This window comes from Clostridium sp. HCS.1 (assembly GCF_047900555.1).
Classification (GTDB): Bacteria; Bacillota; Clostridia; order Clostridiales; family Clostridiaceae; genus Clostridium.
Map to the genome: position 1 here is coordinate 1,550,910 of NZ_CP170704.1, position 22,469 is coordinate 1,573,378.

At 28.7% G+C, this 22,469-nt stretch carries 25 protein-coding genes; all 25 read left to right on the forward strand.

Annotated features, from left to right (window positions below; all coding sequences use genetic code 11):
- Window positions 1-1,017 (forward strand): flagellar motor switch protein FliG, encoded by a 1,017-nt coding sequence (gene fliG / locus ACFYH6_RS07390; RefSeq protein WP_316343370.1) that lies wholly within the window; start codon window positions 1-3, stop codon window positions 1,015-1,017.
- Entirely contained in the window at window positions 1,001-1,765 is a 765-nt protein-coding gene (locus ACFYH6_RS07395; protein WP_416179595.1) for a FliH/SctL family protein, read from the forward strand. The genes fliG and ACFYH6_RS07395 overlap by 17 nt, the downstream gene beginning before the upstream one ends.
- Before the next feature lie 11 nt (window positions 1,766-1,776).
- Window positions 1,777-3,087, forward strand: a complete 1,311-nt coding sequence (gene fliI, locus ACFYH6_RS07400) for a flagellar protein export ATPase FliI (protein WP_416179596.1) — start codon at window positions 1,777-1,779, stop codon at window positions 3,085-3,087.
- A gap of 14 nt (window positions 3,088-3,101) precedes the next feature.
- Entirely contained in the window at window positions 3,102-3,533 is a 432-nt protein-coding gene (gene fliJ, locus ACFYH6_RS07405) for a flagellar export protein FliJ (protein ID WP_416179597.1), read from the forward strand.
- A gap of 15 nt (window positions 3,534-3,548) precedes the next feature.
- On the forward strand, window positions 3,549-4,991 hold the full coding sequence (locus tag ACFYH6_RS07410) for a flagellar hook-length control protein FliK (RefSeq protein ID WP_416179598.1): 1,443 nt from the start codon (window positions 3,549-3,551) through the stop codon (window positions 4,989-4,991).
- A gap of 11 nt (window positions 4,992-5,002) precedes the next feature.
- Window positions 5,003-5,701 (forward strand): flagellar hook capping FlgD N-terminal domain-containing protein, encoded by a 699-nt coding sequence (locus ACFYH6_RS07415; RefSeq protein WP_416179599.1) that lies wholly within the window; start codon window positions 5,003-5,005, stop codon window positions 5,699-5,701.
- A 20-nt stretch (window positions 5,702-5,721) separates the two neighbouring features.
- Complete coding sequence (locus ACFYH6_RS07420; RefSeq protein ID WP_416179600.1) at window positions 5,722-6,108, forward strand: TIGR02530 family flagellar biosynthesis protein; 387 nt, start codon at window positions 5,722-5,724, stop codon at window positions 6,106-6,108.
- A 76-nt stretch (window positions 6,109-6,184) separates the two neighbouring features.
- On the forward strand, window positions 6,185-8,824 hold the full coding sequence (locus tag ACFYH6_RS07425) for a flagellar hook-basal body complex protein (RefSeq protein ID WP_416179601.1): 2,640 nt from the start codon (window positions 6,185-6,187) through the stop codon (window positions 8,822-8,824).
- Between the two features lie 102 nt (window positions 8,825-8,926).
- A complete protein-coding gene (locus tag ACFYH6_RS07430; RefSeq protein ID WP_291707896.1) occupies window positions 8,927-9,118 on the forward strand; it encodes a flagellar FlbD family protein in 192 nt (63 codons plus the stop codon).
- 16 nt (window positions 9,119-9,134) lie between these two features.
- Complete coding sequence (locus tag ACFYH6_RS07435; protein WP_316343363.1) at window positions 9,135-9,941, forward strand: motility protein A; 807 nt, start codon at window positions 9,135-9,137, stop codon at window positions 9,939-9,941.
- Window positions 9,941-10,681 (forward strand): OmpA family protein, encoded by a 741-nt coding sequence (locus tag ACFYH6_RS07440; RefSeq protein WP_416179602.1) that lies wholly within the window; start codon window positions 9,941-9,943, stop codon window positions 10,679-10,681. Before ACFYH6_RS07435 ends, ACFYH6_RS07440 begins: the two co-directional genes overlap by 1 nt.
- Before the next feature lie 2 nt (window positions 10,682-10,683).
- On the forward strand, window positions 10,684-11,124 hold the full coding sequence (locus ACFYH6_RS07445; protein ID WP_316343361.1) for a flagellar basal body-associated FliL family protein: 441 nt from the start codon (window positions 10,684-10,686) through the stop codon (window positions 11,122-11,124).
- Between the two features lie 18 nt (window positions 11,125-11,142).
- The gene (gene fliO / locus ACFYH6_RS07450; protein ID WP_416179603.1) at window positions 11,143-11,511 is read left to right on the forward strand and encodes a flagellar biosynthetic protein FliO; all 369 of its coding nucleotides are present in this window, start codon (window positions 11,143-11,145) and stop codon (window positions 11,509-11,511) included.
- 13 nt (window positions 11,512-11,524) lie between these two features.
- Entirely contained in the window at window positions 11,525-12,295 is a 771-nt protein-coding gene (gene fliP, locus ACFYH6_RS07455) for a flagellar type III secretion system pore protein FliP (protein ID WP_316343359.1), read from the forward strand.
- A gap of 9 nt (window positions 12,296-12,304) precedes the next feature.
- A complete protein-coding gene (fliQ, locus tag ACFYH6_RS07460; protein WP_316343358.1) occupies window positions 12,305-12,574 on the forward strand; it encodes a flagellar biosynthesis protein FliQ in 270 nt (89 codons plus the stop codon).
- Window positions 12,575-12,588: 14 nt separating this feature from the next.
- A complete protein-coding gene (locus tag ACFYH6_RS07465; protein ID WP_416179604.1) occupies window positions 12,589-14,436 on the forward strand; it encodes a fused FliR family export protein/FlhB family type III secretion system protein in 1,848 nt (615 codons plus the stop codon).
- 14 nt (window positions 14,437-14,450) lie between these two features.
- Window positions 14,451-16,514, forward strand: a complete 2,064-nt coding sequence (flhA, locus tag ACFYH6_RS07470; RefSeq protein WP_416179605.1) for a flagellar biosynthesis protein FlhA — start codon at window positions 14,451-14,453, stop codon at window positions 16,512-16,514.
- Window positions 16,511-17,629 carry a flagellar biosynthesis protein FlhF gene (gene flhF / locus ACFYH6_RS07475; RefSeq protein WP_316343355.1) on the forward strand — a complete coding sequence of 373 codons (1,119 nt, stop codon included), beginning with the start codon at window positions 16,511-16,513 and terminating at the stop codon, window positions 17,627-17,629. Before flhA ends, flhF begins: the two co-directional genes overlap by 4 nt.
- Complete coding sequence (locus tag ACFYH6_RS07480; protein WP_416179606.1) at window positions 17,623-18,486, forward strand: MinD/ParA family protein; 864 nt, start codon at window positions 17,623-17,625, stop codon at window positions 18,484-18,486. The genes flhF and ACFYH6_RS07480 overlap by 7 nt, the downstream gene beginning before the upstream one ends.
- Before the next feature lie 9 nt (window positions 18,487-18,495).
- Entirely contained in the window at window positions 18,496-19,137 is a 642-nt protein-coding gene (locus tag ACFYH6_RS07485; RefSeq protein WP_416179607.1) for a flagellar brake protein, read from the forward strand.
- Window positions 19,138-19,149: 12 nt separating this feature from the next.
- Window positions 19,150-19,875, forward strand: coding sequence for a FliA/WhiG family RNA polymerase sigma factor (locus tag ACFYH6_RS07490; RefSeq protein WP_316343352.1), 726 nt, complete (start codon window positions 19,150-19,152; stop codon window positions 19,873-19,875).
- A gap of 17 nt (window positions 19,876-19,892) precedes the next feature.
- Complete coding sequence (locus tag ACFYH6_RS07495; RefSeq protein ID WP_316343351.1) at window positions 19,893-20,378, forward strand: hypothetical protein; 486 nt, start codon at window positions 19,893-19,895, stop codon at window positions 20,376-20,378.
- 56 nt (window positions 20,379-20,434) lie between these two features.
- Window positions 20,435-20,581, forward strand: a complete 147-nt coding sequence (locus tag ACFYH6_RS07500) for a hypothetical protein (protein WP_316343350.1) — start codon at window positions 20,435-20,437, stop codon at window positions 20,579-20,581.
- Entirely contained in the window at window positions 20,574-21,356 is a 783-nt protein-coding gene (locus tag ACFYH6_RS07505) for a flagellar hook-basal body complex protein (protein WP_416179608.1), read from the forward strand. Before ACFYH6_RS07500 ends, ACFYH6_RS07505 begins: the two co-directional genes overlap by 8 nt.
- A gap of 15 nt (window positions 21,357-21,371) precedes the next feature.
- Window positions 21,372-22,145, forward strand: coding sequence for a flagellar hook-basal body complex protein (locus ACFYH6_RS07510; RefSeq protein ID WP_416179609.1), 774 nt, complete (start codon window positions 21,372-21,374; stop codon window positions 22,143-22,145).
- Window positions 22,146-22,469: the final 324 nt, after the last annotated feature.

The following is a 22,469-nucleotide window of genomic DNA, read 5'->3' on the forward strand; positions in this document are numbered from 1 at the left end:
ATGGCAAGAGAATCAGTTAAATTAAATGGAGTTAAAAAGGCAGCTATATTATTTATAACTCTTGGCCCTGAAGCATCTTCTGGAATTTTAAAAAAATTACCAGAATCTGAAATACAAAAAATCACCTATGAAATAGCAAATATTTCTACAGTATCAGCAGAACAAAGGGAAGTTATTTTAGATGAATTTTTAGAAATGAATAAGGCCAGAGATTATATTATTGAAGGCGGTATTGATTATGCTAGAACTTTATTATCTAAAGCTTTAGGAACTCAAAGAGCAAATGAAATTTTAAGTAAAGTAACAGAAGCAACTCAACAATATAGACCATTTTCAATTGCCAGAAAAGCTGATGCTCATCAATTATTAAATGTAATTAGTTATGAGCATCCACAAACTATTGCCTTAATTCTTTGTTATTTACAACCAGATAAGGCAGCACAGGTTCTTGCTGAACTTCCTGAAGATACACAAAGTGATGTGGCTTATAGAATAGCTACTATGAGCAATACATCTCCTATGGTAATTAAGGAAATAGAGAAGGTTTTAGAAAGTAAATTAAGTACTGTTGTAAGAAGCGAAATGACAGCTTTAGGTGGAGTGGAATCCTTAGTTGATATCTTAAATCAAGTAGATAGAACTACAGAAAAGAACATTACAGAAAGCTTAGAAAGAGAAGATGCAGAACTTGCTGATCTTGTTAAGAGTTCAATGTTTGTATTTGAAGATATCCTTACTCTTGATGACATTTCTATTCAAAGAATTCTTAGAGAAGTTGATGGAAAAGAACTTGCTCTTGCTCTTAAGGGAAGTTCTGATGAAGTGGCTAATACGATTTACAGAAATCAATCTAAGAGAGCTGCTGCTTCATTAAAGGAAGATATGGAATTCTTAGGACCAGTAAGACTTATGGATGTTGAAAAATCTCAACAAAAAATTGTTGCTATTATTAGAAGGTTAGACGATGCTCAAGAAATTATAATTTCAAGAGGTGGAGAAGATGCAATCATCATATAATTTAATCAAAAGTGCTTCAGCTTTAGATGCTTCAAAAAAGGTTATTGAAACCAATTATACAGTACAAAACGTAGAAAATACTGAAGAAAATAATAGCTATTCAATAGAAGATGAATTTAGAAAAAATTATGAGCTTTTAGGTGCTAATATAATTAAAAAGGCTAAGCAAGAAGCTGAAGATATAAAAAGAAAATCTCAAATAATTGCAAATGAAATAGAAAAAAAAGCCTATGAAGAGGGATATAATCAAGGAAAATCAAATGGCTATGAAGATGGTTATGAAAATGGTTATAGAGAAGCTATTGAAAAGGTTAGATTAGAAACAGAAAAAGAAGTAAAAGAAAAAATAGATAGAGCTGAAAATATTTTAGAAAAGGCTAATAAGGAATATAAGGAATACTTACTTAATAAGGAAGAGGAAATATTAAAGCTTGCCTTTGATATGGCAAGTATTATTGCTAAAAATGAATTAAAGCTTTCAGAAGCTATGCTACCTTTAATAGAAGATATTTTAGAAGAAGCTAAAGGTGAAGAAAATATAATTATTAGATGCAATAATATTCATGTAAAATCCATAAAAGAAAAAGTTAATTATTATAAGCAAGCATATGCAATTAAAGGGGAGATATTTATATTAGAGGATGAGATTATGGAACCTGGAAATGCAGTAATTGATAAGGGTACTGGTAAAGCCACCATTGGCTTAGATATAGCTTTAGAAAAGCTTGAAAATGCATTATTTAAATAGTAGGTGTAAATATGATAAATGTAGACTTTAATGCTATAAACAAAAAAATGAAAGAAGTTAATACTCACTATTTAGAAGGAACTGTAAAGGAAGTAATAGGGTTAACTATAGAAGTACAAGGAGTAAAGGCCTTTGTTGGGGAGTTATGTACTATTTATAACCAAGATGGACATCCAATTAAGTGTGAAGTAGTTGGATTTAGAAAAGATGCTGTATTATTAATGCCTTTAGGAGAACTTATTGGTATTGCACCAGGATGTAGAGTTGTTCCAGAGAGAAGGCCACTAGAAGTTAGATGTTCAGAAGAATTATTAGGAATGGTTTTAGATGGCCTTGGAAATCCATTAGATGATGAAACTTTACTTAAAGGAGAAACATATCCAATAGAAAATCAACCTCCAGATCCATTAAAAAGAAAAAGAATTACTGAAATATTACCTACTGGAGTAAGAGCTATAGATGGATTCTTAACAGTTGGTGAAGGACAAAGAATTGGAATTTTTGCTGGTTCAGGAGTAGGGAAAAGTACTACTTTAGGTATGATAGCAAGAGAAGCAGAGGCAGATATTAATGTTATATCTCTTATTGGGGAAAGAGGAAGAGAAGTTTTAGAATTTATTGAAAAAGACTTAGGACCAGAAGGTATGAAAAGATCAGTAGTTGTATGTGCAACTTCTGACAAGCCTGCATTAATAAGAATAAAGGGAGCTTTAACTGCTACAGCTATAGCAGAATATTTTAGAGACAAGGGTAAGAAGGTTATATTGATGATGGACTCTGTAACTAGATTTGCCATGGCTCAAAGAGAAGTTGGACTAGCAATTGGTGAACCTCCAGCTCAAAAAGGCTATACACCATCAGTTTTTGCAAAATTACCTAAACTTATGGAAAGGTCAGGAACCTCAGATAAGGGATCTATTACGGCTTTTTATACTGTATTAGTAGATGGAGATGATTTTAATGAACCTATAGCTGATGCTGTTAGGGGTATCCTAGATGGACATATTGTTTTATCAAGACAATTAGCCCATAAAAATCATTATCCAGCCATAGATATTTTAAATAGTATAAGTAGACTTATGCCTAATATTGCATCAGATAATCATAAGGAAGCAGCTTCCTTTGGAAGAGATTTACTTGCTACATATAAGGATGCAGAAGATTTAATTAACTTAGGCGCATATGTTAAAGGTAGTAATAAAAAAATAGATTTATCTATTCAATTTAATGATAGGTTAAATAAATACTTAAAGCAGACAATTAATGAAAAATCAAATTTTAATACTTCTTTAAATGCATTAGTATCAATGTTTAGAAGTTAAAAGGATGTATGGGGATGTCAAATAAATTTAAATTTAATTTAGAAAAGCTTCTAGAAATAAGGATAGAAAAAGAGGAAGAAAGTAAGAGAAATTTTACTAAGACTCAAAGAGAAAAGCAGGATACTGAAACGAAACTTACAGGACTTAAAGAAAACTATGAAAAGTATAGTGGTATTAAAGATGGAGAGTCCGTAGTTTATCAAAAAATTAAGCGTAATTATTTATTTGCTTTAGATAAAGGAATTTCTGAAACAGAGAAAAGTTTAGCAATTAAAAATAAAGAATTAGAAATACGAAGAGAAGAACTTATAAAAAAGCAAGTAGATAGGAAGACAGTAGATATATTAAAAGAAAGAAAATACATAGATTATACAAAAGAAGAAGCGAGGAAGGAACAAATTTTAATTGATGAACTTTCTTTATATGCTTATATTAGGAGTCATTGAAAGGAGGTGATATAAGTGGTAGATAGTTCTGTAGTAGTTAACTTAAGTAATAAGCTTCAAAATTTAAAGTCATATCAGAAATCAGATAATAGCAAGATAGATGATAAAGCAGACTTTAAAAGTTATTTATCTAATGAAGTAAGCAATAATATATCTGATAAAAAATTAAATGATAAGAGCAATGTAAATGAAAATATTGATGAAAAATCAATGGATTTAGAGGGAAATGAAATTTCAAATAAAGAGTTAGTTTCTAAAATTTCAGAAAAGTTAGAAAAGATACTTGATAATGAAAATTTAGATGTAGATTCTTTAGATGAAAATTTAAATGAAGTAATTATTTTATTATTAAATTTAATAGAAGTTAATTTGAAGGAATTAAATATTAACACTCCAGAGGAAATGAATTATAAATCACAATCCATAGAAGAATTATCAAATCTAAGTTTTATAAATAATTCTGATTATGAAATATTTAAAGATGGAAGTGATTTAACTTTAAACTCTAGTGAAGCAGACTCTACTAAAGAAGTATTAAAGAATATTAATAACTTAGTAGATGAATTATTAGATAATGTAAATTCCTATAAAGTAAGTGAAGATGTATCTATTGATACTATAGAAGCTGGCTTATTAAAGGAATTTAAGAACTTATTAAACAGCCTTCCAGAAGAGACTGTAAAAGAAGTAGAAAAAAATTTAAATACTGATATTAGTAAAGAAATATTTAACGCTTTAATTTTAAAATCAAAAAATGATTTTAGTAATAAAGAAAAAGCTAATGTTGATAAAAGCACAGTAGTTCAAGTGGATACTAATATAAATAAAAATGAGTTTAATTCTACTTTAAGTGATGATTTAAAAGAAGATAATTTTAATGACAATTCATCTTTAAATAATAAGGCTGTTAATAAAGAAGAAAAGGTTCTAATGAAAATTTTAGATGATGATAACAATCAAAGTTTTTCTAAGGTTTTAAATTACTATGATAAATTAAATAAAACTAATTCTGTTATAGAAGTAATAAAAGAACCAGTAGTTATTAATAAAGATAATATAAATATAGATTTCATTAAAAATATAAAGTATATGGTTAAAAATTCCTTAGAAGAGTTAAATGTTAAAATTTATCCAAAAGAGCTTGGGGAAATGACAATTAAACTAATTTCTCAAGAAGGGATAATGAAAGCTGAAATAAAAGCAACATCTAAAGAAACTTATAACTTATTAAATTCTAATTTAAATGATATAAAGAAAACATTAGAGAATCAAAATATTAGAATCCAAGAAGTTAATATAGGAATCTATAATGAAGATACTACTTTCTTTAGTGGCAGAGAAAATTCAAAGGAAGAATTTGAAAATCAAAGGGTAAGCAAAGTAAATAATATATCCTTTGAGGAAGAAGAAATAATTGAAGATTTACTTAATGAAGGAAATGTAAATTTATTAGCTTAGGAGGTGTATAAATGTCTAATGTAATAAATAGTTATACTGGAGCAAGAGCCACAGATAGAGGAACTAAAATTGTGAAGCAAGGACAAGAAATGGATAAAAATGCTTTTTTAACAATATTGGCAGCAGAATTATCTAATATGGATCCAATGGGGAACAATGATTCAACTCAATATATAACTCAAATGGCTCAATTTGCATCTATGGAGCAAATGACTAACTTAAATACAACTATGACTGGTTATGCAAATAATTCATTAGCAGGTAAGGGAGTAACATTAAAAACTGTTAATAGTGAAGGTGTTAATTATACAGGTATAGTTAAATCAATAACTACTAATTCATCCAAAACTACTATTTCAGTAGAAGTTAATGAAAATGGAACTAATACATATAAGGATTTTGATGTAAGTGATATTCTTACTGTTTTAGATGTACCAGATTATTCATTGCCATCTATAAATAATATTAATGGTAATATGTCATTCTTAGTTGCATCATCATTTATTGGGAAGCATATTGAATTAAATGAAAAGGGAGAAAACAATAATAATAAAACTGGTGAAGTTTTAGGAATAGTAAAAGATCAGGGAGTAGTTAAAGTAAGAGTAAAACTACATGATACTGATGAAATACAAGAATTTACTTACGATAAAGTTATAAAAGCTTCTAATAAAAAGGAAGATATTAAGCCAGAAGAAACTGAAAGCTAATAATAAAAGTAGGTGATATTTTGGGATTTAGAGTAATAAACGGACAAGCTTATCCCATAGGAAATTTTAAATTACCAAATGAAAATTTAAGTGAAAGATCAGTTAATAGTAAAAATAATTTTAATGAAATATTACAAGATGAAATTAAGAGAAATGAATCTTCTTATACTTTATCAAAACATGCTGCTGATAGACTTAAAGAAATAAAGTTTACAGAAGCAGACATGAAGGCAATTGGAAAAGGTTTTAAAATAGCTGAAGAAAAGGGTTCTAAAAATTCAGTTATGATATATAAGGATGTAGCTTTAATTGCTAGCATAGAAAATAAAACTGTAATTACAGCTATAGAGAAAGAGAGAGCAAAAGATAATATTTATACAAATATTGATAGCGTTGTAATTTTATAAGCTGGACCTAAATTAGGAGGCTTAATTCTTGTTGAATGACAGATACAAGAAAAAATAATTGGTTGGAGGTCAAATAATGTTAAGATCAATGTATTCTGGTATAAGCGGTATGAAAGTTAATCAAACAAAATTAGATGTTATAGGTAATAATATATCAAATGTAGGTACAACTTCCTTTAAATCATCAAGAGCAAGATTTAGTGATATGCTTAGTCAAAATGTTTCTGATGCTATGGCACCATCTAATAACCAAGGGGGAGTAAATGCTAGTCAAGTTGGATTAGGTGTACAACTTGCAAGTATAGATTCAGTAATGACTCAAGGTATGATGCAACCAACAGGGAGACAGTTAGATGTTGCTATAGACGGTGATGGATTCTTTATGGTAAGTAAAGGGCCTGCAATATATGGTTCTACATTAGAAGTAAATCATAGAGCGGGGGCACATAATATAACTGAACAATCATTAAGTAACTCAGGATCAGAAATTATGTATTCAAGAGACGGTTCTTTTATATTAGATGAACAAGGAAATTTACTAACGGGTGATGGATTCAGAATTATGGGATATTCATTAACTAATGATGATAGTGCACAACTTGCAACAGGATTATCCCCTAATACAGTAAATACTGCTGGATTGGATTTTAGATTTGGACCAGGATCTCAATTAAATGGATTTAAAGTTGTTCTAGGAGCTATTGGACCAGGAACAGTTACTTCAGCAGATATAAATAAAGCTGAAAAACTTATAGTAGTTAATGGAGATTTTTCAAGTACAGGTGCTTTAACTCCTGCACAAGTAGAATCAGCAATAAATAAAGGATTGTCATCAAATGGTATATCTCAGCAAGTATTTGTATCAGGTAAGCCAATTAGCTTTGAAGGACTAGGTTCTGATTCAGTAGCTGGTGGTACAGATGCCTTAGCACCTAAAGTAGTATCAATTGGAGGCTTTAATATTCAACTTAGTGAAGGTAGTGAGCTAAATGGATATAGTTTTGAAATTGGTGAAATATCTCCTCAAAAGTTAGATGTAATAGTAGAAAAGGGTAGAAAAAAAATTGTTATAAATGCAGATTATTTAACTAAAGGTTTTAATGCTTCAGATTTAGAAAATGATTTAAATAAAAAGCTTAAAGATGCTGGAATTTCTCAAGAAGCTAAGATAACAGGATCACCAGCAACATTAAGTAATATAAGCGGAGCATCAGATGATTCAGGGAAAATAAATGTTCCTTCTAAAATAGTAGATGCAAAGGATGGAAGTGCAGCAAAAAAAGTTGGCGGATTTGAATTTACTGGTCAAACTAATGGGGAGCTTAATGATTATACTATTTCAATAGGTGAGAGTGCAGTTGGAACTCCATTAACGGTAGTGGTTGAAAATGGGAACATAGTAATTAACGGCGATTTTAATACTACACCAGTTAAATTTACTTATACGGAATTACAAACTAAATTAAGTAGTGCATTAAAATCAAATGGAATCAAAACGGAATTAAAAGTAACAGGAAGTATAGATTTAAAAGAAATATCAAATAAGATTAAATTTCAAGAGGGTATTACAGAATCTTCTCCAAAGGCTTTAAATATAGCAGGATTAAATGTAGAACTTCCAAAGGGAACATTATTAAATAATGTAGAATTTAAAATCACTGATATTAACGAACCAGGTTTAAATGTAACATATACACAAGGTGCAGCAAATGCTTCACCTAAATTAGTTATAACAGGTGATTTTACTAAAAAGGTTTCAGCAAAGGATTTAGAAGATAAAATAAATGCTGCTTTAGCTAAGGTTCATACTAATAATTCACCTGAAGTTAAAGTGTCAGGAACATCTAAGCCATATACAGGTTTAACTTCTGATAATATTGAAGGCGGAGAAACAGATAAGTCACCATCAAAAGTAATAGTAGGAGGAGTTGAATTAACCTTTGATGCAGGTTCAGCACTTAATGGATACAAATTCCAAGTTGGAACAATAACACAAGGAACTAGAACTTCAGCTGTTATTGATTCAAAAAGCAAAACAATAACTATAAATGGAGATTTCGTAACTGCTAATGCTATTACAGCAAAGAATATTCAAGATGCATTAACAAGAGCTTTAGAAGCACAAGGTATTGATCAAGGTATAATAGCTACAGGAAAACCAATGGAAATTGGTGGTGTTACTTCAGAGGAAACCTTTGGTGGAACTCCTGTAGAAAGTATGAATGCTGATGGAAGTATTAACTTCGTAGATGGTACAAAAGATTTAAAATCTTATGATGGACAACTTAAAACTTTAAAGATTCCAGATAAGGTTAGAATACCTGGAACAGACACAGAACTTAGAATTAAGACATATACCATAGATAAAAATGGAATAATAAATGGAGTTTTAGAAGATGGTAGAGTAGCAGCACTTGGTCAAATTGCTATGGCTAGTTTCAAAAATCCAGAAGGATTAACTAAATTAGGTGGTAATCTTTATGGATCTTCAGTTAACTCTGGAGAAGCAACAATTAAAAGTGGTGTTGGAACATTAGGTGATGATAATTCAAAGGGATATGGTGATAACCTTCAGGGTATGCTTGAAATGTCAAATGTAGATTTAGCAGAGCAATTTACTGATATGATAACTTCAAGTAGAGCCTTCCAAGCGGCAGGAAAGATGATTACAACTGGAGATGAAATACTACAAGATATTATAAACTTAAAGAGATAATTTTAATTCTATATTTTTACTATTAAGGGCTTCTGTTATAGCTCTTAATAGTAAATGATTTTTAGAATTTATAAAATATAAGATAAAGAGGGTAGATAGATAATGATAGATTTAACTGCTATGAATAATAGAGCTTTTATCTTAAATGCAGATCACATAGAAAAAATAGAAGAGGTTCCCGAAACTCTAATAACTTTAACTAATGGTAAAAAGTACATAGTACTTGAAAGAGTAGAAGAAGTAGTTGAAAAAGTAATTAAATATAAAAATAAAATAGTTACTTATAGATTGTAATGGGGGGAAATGATATATGAAAAAATCAGACGTATTAACCTCAGTAGGTTTAGTTTTGGGCGTAGTTTTGATGCTTTATGGAATGCTTCTTGGAAGTAGTCTTAAAATATTTTGGGATTTATCATCTGTAATTATAACTGTAGGGGGATCAGTAGCAGCACTTTTAATTACATATTCTTTAGAAGAAGTAATGAACATGGGAAAATTATTTGTTGAAGCTTTTAAAGAAAAAAGTTCATCAGGTAAAGATATAATTGAAAAGTTTAGTATACTTTCAAAAAAAGCAAGAAGAGAAGGGCTATTATCCTTAGAAGATGATATTTCAGAAATGGAAGACCCTTTCTTAAAAAAGGGATTACAAATGGTTGTTGATGGTATAGAACCAGAAACAATAAGAGAAATATTAGAACTTGAAATTGGTGAAATGGAAAGCAGACATGATAAAGGAGCAGGAATATTTTTATCTTGGGGAGCTTATGCACCAGCCTTTGGTATGCTTGGAACATTAATAGGATTAATACAAATGCTAGCTAATTTAACTGATGTAGCTAATATAGCATCAGGAATGGGAAAGGCCTTAATTACTACTTTTTACGGATCAATATTAGCAAACCTTTTGTGTAATCCTATAGCAACTAACCTAAAACAAAAAAGCTCTAAGGAAGTTGGAGAAAGAGAAATGATGTTAGAAGGAATACTTGCTATACAATCAGGTGTTAATCCTAGAATTGTAGAAGAAAAGCTTATAACATACTTACCTCCTAAAGAAAAATTAGAGTATTTAAATAACAGCATTGAAAATGGTGAAGGAGTTGTTATTTAATGGCTAGAAATAAGAAAAACAAAGGTGGAGGGTTAAGAGGAGACGAATGGATGGCAACCTATGCTGATACCGTAACTCTACTACTTACATTTTTTGTATTGTTATATTCTATGTCTTCAGTAGATTCTGAGAAAACTAAAAGTATATCAAATGCATTTACATCCATGATGAGTGGAGAAGGTGGAAATAGTATACTTGAATATAATTTGTATAATGGAGAAGTACCTTTAATAGGCGGAGAAACTGAAGATCCTATTGAAGGTGGAGAGGCATTAACAGAACAAAAAAAATTATATAATAACCTTAAAAAGTTTGTTTCTGATAATAATTTACAAGGTGTAGTAGAAATTATTGATGATGAAAGAGGAGTTGCAATGCAACTAAGAGACAATATCTTATTTGAAACTTCAAGTTCTGATTTAAAAGAAGAAAGTAAAGCAATACTAGATAAATTATTAACTATTATTGCACCAATGGACAATCCTATATTAATAGAAGGACATACAGATAATAGAGCAATAAATACATCTAAATTTCCTTCAAATTGGGAATTATCTGCAGATAGAGCTGTTAATGTAGTTAGATATTTTGTAGAAAGTAAAGGGCAAGATCCAAAGAGATTTTCAGCTATAGGATATGGAGAATTTAAGCCAGTAGCACCAAATGATAGCTATGAAGGGATGGCCAAGAATAGAAGAGTAGATATATTAATAGTTACGTCTGACGAGGGGGAAAATTAAAAATGGCTGGTGGAAATAAAAATAATAAAAAAACAATTTTAATTGTAGTAATTATCTTGATATTGGTAGGTGGGGGTACCTTTGGAGGTACATATTTTTATATGAGTAAAAATAGTGCCTCTAAGCCTGTATTTGTAAAGGAAGGCTTTGTTGAAATTGGAGAAATATTTGTAAATCTAAGTGATGAGAATTCTAAAAGATATGTAAAGCTAAATATGTCTGTTAGTTATGATAAAGCTAATAAAGATTTATCACAAGAATTAGAGGATAAAAAAGTAATAATTAGAGATGTAGCTAATTTTTATATAAAATCTTGCGATGCTAAGGACTTTGAACCAGCTAATGAGGTTATTTTAAAAGGTGATTTAATTTCTAGAATAAATCAAAAGCTTACTAGTGGAGTATTAAAGGATTTATATATTAGTGAAATAATTGTACAGTAGAGAAAGATGAGATAAGATATGGATTTAGCATTTCTATTTTTAAAGTTAATATTTGCTTTAGCTGTTGTATTAGGCTTAATGTATCTTACTTTTAAGCTAAGTGGAGATAAGCTTAGTAAAATTAATAATAATAAATATATAAAAGTATTAGAAAGAAGTCAAATATCAAGAGAGACCTCTATAGCAGTTGTTAAGGTTGGAGATAAGGGCTATATATTAAGTATATCTAATAATAAAATTGAAAAATTAGATGAATTATCTAATGAAGAAATACTTGTTATAGAAGAAGATAAAATACGAGAAAGAGAAAAAATTAATGAACAATACAATGTAGCATTATTAGGACTTAAATCTAAAATTAATAGCTTTAAAAGGAAAAATAACTAAAAGGAAGATTTGTATGAAGAAGAAAAAATATATATTTATGATATTTGTAGTAATGGCTTTAATATTTACTTTTAATAAAAATGTTAAAGCAGAGCCTATAAATATACCAGACCTTAATATATCTGTTGGAGGAGAGAATACATCACCTGAAAATTATGTGGATAATATAAAATTGTTAATAATATTAACTATATTAACACTATTACCATCAATAATAATTATGATGACTTCTTTTACAAGAATAATAGTAGTATTTTCTTTTTTAAAGAATGCGCTAGGAGCACAACAATCAATACCTAATCAAATTCTTATTGGACTAGCATTATTTTTAACTATTTTTATAATGAGACCAGTATATACGGAAATAAACAATAATGCTTTTGAACCTTTTATGAAAAATGAAATAACACAAGAAGAAGCAATGGAAATTGGAAGCAAACCATTAAGAGATTTTATGCTAAAGCAAACTAGACAAAAGGATTTAGAGCTATTTGCTGAAGCTTCAAAACTTAATATGGATGAAATAACTAGAGAAAATATTCCATTAACTGTTGTTATTCCAGCCTTTGCAATAAGCGAATTAAAGACAGCCTTTCAAATAGGTTTCTTACTTTTCTTACCATTCTTAATTATAGATATGGTAGTGGCAAGTGTGCTTATGTCAATGGGTATGTTTATGGTGCCACCTGTTATGGTAGCTTTACCATTTAAACTTCTTTTATTCGTTATGGTAGATGGTTGGTACTTAATGGTTAAATCCTTAATAATGAGCTTTGGAGGGTAAGTAAAGGAAATGAGTGAAAGTTTAGTAATAGGAATAGTAAAAGATGCACTAATGACAGCTTTAAAAGTAGCAGGTCCAATTCTATTAGTATCTATATTAATAGGATTGATAATAAGTATATTTCAAGCAACTACTCAAATTCAAGAACAAACATTAACCTTTGTTCCAAAACTTATCGGAATTGCAGCAGTGGGATTGTTTTTAGGGAGTTTTATGCTTCATAGCTTAGTAAGTTTTACACAAAGAATATTCGAATTAATAATTAGAATTTCTACATAGGGAGGTAGGTAAGTATGATAAATACAGCCTACTTTTTGGCACTATTTTTAATATTTTTAAGAATAACTTCATTTTTTATTATAACAAATGTTTTCTTTCCTAAAGGAACTCCAATGGCATTAAAGGCTATATTTTCACTTATATTTTCCTTTGCTTTATTAGGAGGAATAAATTATTCAAGTATTGAAGGAATTACAAGCAATTATTATTTAATTATTTATATCTTCTTCGAAGTTACAAATGGATTGATACTTGGGTTAATTTCTAATATAGCCTTTGGAGTATTACTTATGGCTGGAAGTTTAATAGATGTACATATAGGACTTAGTATGCTAAATACTATAGATCCAAATAGTGAGACAAGCACTACCATAACAGGAAATTTACTTCACTATGTAGCATTAGTTATTTTCTTTATAATAAATGGTCATCATATGCTAATTAAATCTCTTATAGAAAGCTTTATATTGCTACCTATTGGTAAAGGATTATTTTATGGAGATACCATGATGACTATGATTGAAATTATAGCAAATTATTTCGTAATAGGATTGAAAATAGCAATACCAATAGTATTAATAATATTATTAGCAGATGTTTGTATGGGATTAATATCAAGGGCAGTACCACAAATAAATGTAATGATTTTAGGAATGCCTGTAAAAATGCTAATTGGAATTATAGCAATAGTAGTTTCATTACCAATTATAATAAAAATATTTGTTAGTAATATTAGTTATCTGCCAGATATATTTAGAAAAATTATCACCACAGTACCACTAGTATTTTTGATTGGGGCAGATGAAAAAACTGAAGAAGCTACACCAAAGAAGAAAAGTGATTCAAGAAAAAAAGGACAAATTCCAAGGAGTAAAGATATAGGACTTGCTATTACTTTAATAGCTACTACATTAGTAATAGTAGCCTTAAGTGGAACTGTTGTTTCAGTATTAAGGGATGGCGTAATATATTTCCTAGGTGATATGGGAACTATGGAAGTAACAGAAAATAGCTTAAAATCAATAAACCTATTAGTATTAAGTAAGGCTGCTATTGCTATTATGCCTATAATATTACCTATTATGATAGCAGGAGTAGCTGCTAGTTTACTTCAATCTGGGTTCTTAGTAGTTAAGGATGCTATTAAACCTTCCTTTGGAAAACTAAATCCTTTAAATGGCTTTAAAAACATGTTTTCAAAAAAATCATTGGTAGAACTTATAAAAAATATAATTTTAATATCTATTATTATATTTATAGCTTACAATTATATAAGGGATAATTTTGAAAAAATAATGCAAACTGGTAATCTTTATTTACCTACATTAGGAATTGAAATCAAATCTTTATTAGTAGGGATTTTTGTGAAAATATGTATATTGCTTGTTGTTGTTGCTGTAATTGACTATGTAGTTCAGTATATATTATTTCAAAAGGATATAAGAATGACAAAGCAAGAAATTAAAGAGGAATATAAGCAGATGGAAGGGGATCCACAACTTAAATCAAAGATAAAACAAAAACAAAGAGAAATATCACAAAGAAGAATGATGCAATCAGTGGGAGAAGCTACAGTAGTAATTACAAATCCTACTCATTTAGCAATTGCCATTAAGTATACTGAAGGTCAAATGGAAGCACCAAAAGTTGTAGCAAAAGGTGCTGATAATATAGCCATTAAGATAAAGGAAAAAGCTATGGAATCTAAAGTACCAATAATAGAAAATAAACCTTTAGCAAGATTAATATATGAAACAGTTGATATAGATAAGGATATTCCTCAAGATATGTATCAAGCTGTAGCAGAGGTATTAGCAATGGTATATAAATTAGATAAAAAGAAAAAAGGTACTAGAAAATAAAGGATGGGATAAGGTTGCTTGTTAATAATAAAATAAATTTAAAGAAAAATTCAGATGTTTTGGTGGCCTTTGGAGTATTAGGTATAGTACTTATGATAATTATACCACTTCCATCAGCCCTTTTAGATGTTTTATTAGCCTTTAATATTACATTATCTGCATTAATTATAATGATTACAATGTTTACCACTAATGTTTTACAATTATCAGTTTTCCCAACACTATTACTTGTTACTACACTTTTAAGACTTGGTTTAAATATTTCATCAACAAGACTTATATTAAGTGAAGGAAGTGCAGGAAAAATAATAGAAGCCTTCGGTGAATTTGTTATTGGTGGGAATTACGTAGTTGGTATTATTATATTTTTAATTATAATAATAATTCAATTTGTTGTAATTACAAATGGTGCTGGTAGAGTATCAGAAGTTTCAGCAAGATTCACATTAGATGCAATGCCAGGTAAACAAATGAGTATAGATGCAGATTTAAATGCAGGTTTAATAGATGAAACTACTGCAAGAAAGAGAAGAGAAGATTTACAATCAGAAGCAGACTTTTATGGTTCCATGGATGGGGCTTCTAAGTTTGTAAAAGGAGATGCCATAGCAGGTATTATAATTACTATTATAAATATAATAGCTGGGATGGTAATTGGAGTAATGAGTGGGAAGAGCTTTTTGCAAGCTGGTGAGTTATATACAAAACTTACAATAGGTGATGGATTAGTTAGCCAAATACCAGCACTGTTAATTTCTACAGCTTCAGGTATATTAGTTACTAGATCAGGAAGTTCAGATAACTTCGGTAAAACCTTTAGTAAACAACTTACTGCTTTTCCAGTGGCACTAGGGATAGTATCAGCTGTAATGTTCTTCTTATCATTAATACCTGGTATGCCTATGATACCATTTTTATTAGCAGCAGTTACAGGTGGAGTTTCAACATTTATGCTTATAAAGGAAGAGCAAAAAACTGAAGAAATAGAACTTGCAAGAGTTGAAGAAGAATATACAGAAATGGAAAGAAAAGAGCCAGAAAATGTTATGAGTTTAATTTCTGTAGAACCAATGGAAGTAGAAATAGGATATGGTCTTATACCATTAGCTGATGAATCTACTGGAGGAGATTTATTACAAAGAATTGCGTCAGTTAGAAGACAATGTGCAATAGAAATGGGAATTGTAGTACAACCAATAAGAATTAGAGATAATCTACAATTAAAAACAAATGAGTATGTAATAAAAATCAGAGGTACAGTAATTGCTTCTGCAGAACTTATGGCTAATATGTTGCTTTGTATGGATCCATCTGGTGATAATTCACAAATTGCAGGTATAAGAACAATAGAACCAACCTTTAATCTCCCAGCAGTTTGGATAAATAAAGATCAAAGAGAGGAAGCAGAAATTAAAGGATTAACAGTTGTAGACCCAACTACTGTTATGGTAACTCATTTAACAGAAACAATTAAAGCTCATTCCTATGAATTATTAGGAAGACAAGAAGTTCAGTTAATAGTAGAAAATACTAAAGAAAAGTATAGTGCAGTAGTAGATGAACTTATTCCAGATCTTATGACAATAGGAGAGCTTCAAAAGATATTACAAAATTTATTAAGAGAAAAGGTGCCAATAAAGGATATGGTTACTATAATGGAATCCTTAGCTGATAATTCAAGGCTAACTAAAGACTTAGAATTATTAACAGAATATGTTAGATTTTCTTTAGCTAGGACTATATGCAATCAAATCATAGATGAAGATAGAGCAATAACTGTAGTAACATTATCATCACAAATTGAAGAAATAATTTCTGCTAATACTCAAAAATCAATACAAGGTTCTTTCCCAGCAGTAGATCCAGACACAACAACTAGGATATTTAATTGTATTAGAGATACTTTAGATAGAGTTTATTTCTATAATAATCAACCAATTATATTAGTATCTCCTAATATAAGACCAGTATTTAGAAAGCTTATAGAAATGGTATTTCCACATGTTATGATAATATCATTAAATGAAATTCCTAACGACGTAGAAATAAGAACAGAAGGGGTTATATCACTACAATGATAATAAAGAAGTATATAGTTAAGAATATGAATGAAGCCTTAACTAGGATGAGATATGAACTAGGGAAGGAAGCTATTATAATTAGTCAGAGAAAAATAAGAGATTCAGGAGTTAAGGGATTTTTTAAACCTAAATTAATTGAAGTAACTGCTGCTTTAGAAAATAGTAAGCTAGAAAAACAAAACAATAGAATTAATAAAAACAATGAAGTAGATAGCTTTAAAACTTCTTTAAATAGCATTAGAGATATTATAGAAAAAGAAAATAATAAATCTAAAGAGCCAACAGAAGAAAACTTAAAAGAAGAAGTAAGAGAAATAAAGGACTTATTAAATAAAGTTATTAAAAATACAAATAAAGAAGTAAAGGATAATATAGTAGAAAGTTATTTAGATGAAATAGATGTAGAGAAAGCTTTAGTAGATGAATTAGATTTAACTTCCTATGATAAAATTGAAGATTTCAAAGAGGACTTTAAAAAGTTACTTTATAATGAAATTAAAATTATTGAAAAAGATTTAGTAGGTAAAATTGCATTAATTGGTCCAACAGGAGTAGGAAAGACTACAACTATTGCAAAGCTTGCAGGAAGATTATCTTTAATTGAAAAAAAGAAGGTTGGATTAATAACTATTGATACCTATAGAATTGGAGCAGTAGAACAATTAAAAACCTATGCAGAAATTATGAATATCCCCTTTAAAGTAGTAATAACTTTAAAAGAAATGGAAGAAGCAATAAAAGAATTAGAAGATTGTGATGTAATATTAATTGATACTACTGGAAGAAGCAGCAAAAATACAATGCAAATATCAGAATTAAGAGCATTTATTCAAAAAGTTAATGCAGATAATATATCCTTAGTCATTAGTGGTACCACTAAGAATAAAGATATAGATACTATATTAAAGGGATATAATAAGATTAATTATGAAAATATAATAATTACAAAGTTAGATGAAACAAATTCCTATGGATGTATTTACAATATTATAAAGAAATCTAAGAAGGAAATAGCATTTATAGCAACTGGTCAAAATGTACCAGATGATATAAAAACACCTTCTAAGGAAGAAGTATGTAAGCTGATTTTAGGGGAGGAAGCTATATGTTAGATCAAGCAGAAAGCTTAAGAAAATTAGCAAATGGTGAACCTCTAGTATCTAAAAGAAATAAAACAAAAATTATTACTATAACCTCTGGTAAGGGAGGCGTTGGTAAAAGTAATTTTGTAGTTAATTTAGCTATTAATTTAGTTAAAAAGGGGAATAAAGTTTTAATATTTGATGCTGATATAGGAATGGGAAATGATGATGTTTTAATGGGGATATATCCTAAATATAGTGTATTAGACTTAATAAATGGAAGTCTAGCAATTGAAGATATTATTGTAGAGGGACCTGAAGGAATTAAATTACTTCCTGGAGGAAGCGGGCTTAATAATATAGAAGATTTAGAAGAAACTCAAAGAGAACTATTTTTAAGGAAAATTGAAATGCTTGAAGGTTTTGATTATATATTTATTGACACTGGCGCTGGAATAAGTAGAAGTGTATTGGCTTTTATTTCATGCTCTGATGAAGCTATTTTAGTAACAACGCCAGAGCCAACTTCCCTAACAGATGGATATAGCTTACTAAAAGCAGTAAATCATTTTAAAATAAAAACTAAAGTAAACATAGTAGTTAACAAGGTTTTAGAAAAAAAAGAAGGGCAAAAAACTTTTCTAAAATTAAAAACTGCAGTTAATAGATTTTTAGCTTTAGATATAAATTATTTAGGATATATTTTTGATGATAGGAAAATTACTATGTCAGTTAGGAATCAGTTGCCATTTATTATTGGATATCCATACTGCGATGCATCAAAATGTGTAGAAGAAATAACTATAAAAATTTTAGGTAATAACAATTACGTTGCTGGTAGTGGAGCTGAAGGCTTATTTAAAAGACTATTTAGTATATTTTCTTAGGGGGTAAATATGGGAAACTTAGATATAAAAATCAACTCTATAGTTACTATTATGTGGGAAGAAGTAACATATAAATCAAGTATCCAAGATATTAGGGAAAATGAGATTTTAATTACTATACCTGTTAGCGATGGCACTTATTTAACACTAAATGATGGAGTTGAAGTTGAACAATTTTTTTACGATAAAAAGAGTAATTTCTATAAATATAAAACCAAGGTATTAGGAAGATATAGAGAAAGGGAAATACCATTTTATAGGGTGAGTAAACCTTATGATATAAAGAAAATTCAAAGAAGAGATTATTTTAGAGTAAATGTAGTTCAAATTATTAATTATATTAAGGAAATAGATTTAGAAAAGGATATTAGAAAAGAAGAAAACTATGAAAGTGCCTTGCTTTTGGATCTAAGTGGAGGCGGTATGAGAATTAAAGTTAAGGAAAAGTTATCTTTTAATGAAAGCATAATTTCTAACTTAAATTATGAAAATGAAAAGATAGTTGTTAAGGGTAGAGTTGTAAGAATAGAGAAAACAGAAGATAAAAGATATATCTATGGAATAGATTTTAGAGATATAGATAATTCAACAAGAGAAAAAATAATAAAAGTTGTTTTTAAAATTATGCGTAGGCAAAGGGAACTTATTTAGGGAGGTATAATAATGGAATGTGAAAGCCCTGTAATTCAAAAAGAAAAAATAGTTGAAAAGTACATACCATTAGTTAAATATTTGGCTTCAAGAATAATGCTAGGTAAAACTAAGTACATTGAATATGAAGATTTAGTAAGCTACGGTATTGTTGGGCTTTTAGATGCAATTAATAGATATGATTCATCTAAGGGAATGAAATTTTCATCTTATGCAACATTAAGGATAAAAGGGGCTATGATAGATGAAATAAGAAAAAATAGACCTATATCCAAGGGGGCAATGGACAAATTAGCTAAATATAATGAGTCTGTGGAGAGATTACAAAATATATATATGAGAGAGCCATCTATAAAGGAAATTGCATTAGATTTAAATATTACAGAATCAGAAGTATCACAAGTAGAAAATTATATTAATTATATGTCTATACTTTCTTTAGAATCAGTAATTTACTCTGATGATGATGATGTAACTATAATGGAAACCTTAGAAGATAAAAATGCAATATCACCAGAAGAATCTTTAGAATATAAAGAGAAACTTGAGGTCTTATCTCAGGCTATAGAAAATCTAAAGGAAAAAGATAAGCTTATATTAAAGTTATATTATTACGAAAAATTTACTTTAAAGGAAATAGGACAAGTTATAGAGGTTTCAGAATCTAGAGTTTGTCAATTACATAGTAGAGCTATTAGAAATTTAAGAGAAATAATGAAAAAAAAGAATTACATTTAGTTAAATGAGGGATGTTTATGCTTCCTATATTTATTATTATATTAGGAATTGTATTAATATTATTAAGCTATAGAATTATAAAAAAAGAAGATAAGTCTTTTGAAAAAATATTAGAAAGAGAAGAAAATACTAATAATAGAGATTATGATATTGAAATAATTAAAATAAGAAAAGATATGGCTGAAACTGTATTAGATCTTCAAAAGGAAATAGAAAACTTAAAATTAGAAGTAAGTTCTATTAAGAAAAGTCGTATTGAAGACGATAATAAAAATAATATAGAAAATTTAAATATTAATGGAATAGTTTCAAGAGAAGATATTATATCAAGTATAGATTTTTCAAATAAAATAGAAGAGAAAAAAGAAGGATCACCTAGAAGTGAAAAGCAAAAAAAGGTAAAGGTCCTTTTAGATAAAGGGTTATCAGATGATGAAATTTGTGAAAAACTATCTATTGGTAAGGGGGAGATATTATTAATAAAAAATTTATTAATAAAATAATTAGTTTATTTCAATTCTTAACTGATAGAAAAATACTTATGGGAATAGGAATTGGTATGATTTTTACTTCGATTATTTTATTTGGGTTTAATAATAACACCAAATTATCAGATAGTGAGATTGAGGAAAAAGCAAGAGCACTTGGAATGCATTATAGTGATGAATGTAAAGTATTATTTAAAGGGGATGAGAAGGTTGATTAGGAGTTTATATACTGCTGTATCTGGTTTAATAACTTTAGAGAATAAACAAGATACCATAACTAATAATATGACTAATGCCAATACTACTGGGTTTAAGGGTGATAATTTATCAATAAAGAGTTTTGATGAAGTTATGATACAAAATAGAGATAAAGTTATTAACGGTAGAAATGTAAAACAAAAATTAGGAACTATTAGTTTAGGTGCTAAAATAGATACTGTTGATACTGCATTTACTCAAGGATTATTAAAAAATACAGATAAAAAAACAGATTTTGCAATTGAAGGTAGGGGCTTTTTTGCAATTGAAAAACAAAATAATAATGGAAATGGAGTTCTTTATACCAGAGAAGGTAATTTTAAAATAGGGAACAATGGATATTTAATGACTACAAATGGTGATAGAGTATTGGGAATAAATAAAAATACAGGAAACTTAGAAGCTATATTTGTAGGAGCTGATGATATTCTTTTAGATAAAAATAATAATCTTTTTGTTGGAAATGTTGCAACATATACCCTTGCAACAGCTGATTTTCAAGATTATAATTCATTAGAAAAAGTAGGAGATAACTACTATAGTGGAGAAAATCCTATTTTTAACGCAGAAGTATTTGTTACTCAAGGAGCTTTAGAAGGCTCCAATGTAAGCATTACTAATGAAATGGTAAATATGATTACAACAATGAGAAGCTTTGAAACTAATCAAAAAATAGTACAAACTATTGATGAAACTTTAGGAAAAGCTGCAAATGAAATAGGATCAGTTAGATAGTAGGAGGAAGGGTTTATGTTAAGAACTTTATGGACAGCCAAAACTGGAATGAATGCTAATCAGGATAAATTAGATGCTATATCCAATAATATAGTTAATTCAAATACTATGGGATATAAAAAAATAGAAGTAGGCTTTAAGGATCTTTTATCTGAATCTTTAGACAGATTAGGAAATCCTATAAATAATAAGGATTCTGTAATAGGAACAGGAACAAAAACTTCAGAATGGTATAGAGACAATACTCAAGGGAATCTACAAGAAACCTTATTAACTACTGATTTGTCAATAGATGGAAAAGGTTATTTTAAAGTTATAACTTTAGATGGAAATGAATTATATACAAGAGATGGAGCCTTTGCTATAGATGGTAATGGAAAGTTAGTAGATAATAGAGGAAATAAGGTAGAGCTAAACTATTTAAATGGATATTCTGAGAATAATGTTGTTTTTAATAAGAATAACTTTTTAGTTGATAAAAAGGGACAAGTATATATAAAAGATAATGGTAATTTTACACAAGTAGCTGAAATACCAGTATATTCAGCAATAGGAGATAGAGCTTTCACATCTTTAGGCGAGAATTTATTTACTCCTTCCCCTGGGGTAGAAGTTCAAAGAACTAATGATTTTGATGTTTATCAAGGCTCTTTAGAAGGATCTAATGTAGATATAGCCACTGAATTTTCAGATATGATACTTACTCAAAGAGCATTTCAATTAAGTTCTAGAGGAATAACAACTGCAGATGAAATGTGGGGAATGATTAACAACATGAGAAGCAGATAAATAATTAAGAATGTAAAATGAAGAATGAAAAATTAATGATAAAACTCCGAAAGGAGTTTTTTTATTTGGATATGTTTCATTTAAGTATCTATTATTGAATCTTTTAAATCAATTAGTAAATATAAGATTTAATCAGTGACTTACAATATATTAAAGAATAAGGTATAAAAAAGAAACGTTGAATGCAAAACTAACTTCCGTTTTAGAGTAAGCTATTGATATTGCAAGAGTAAGGTCAGTTTTTACACTTAAATTTAGTGGCTAAAAGCTCTAAAATAAGATATAATTTTCATAAGATAATCAATTTTTAGGGTTTTTAAGCAT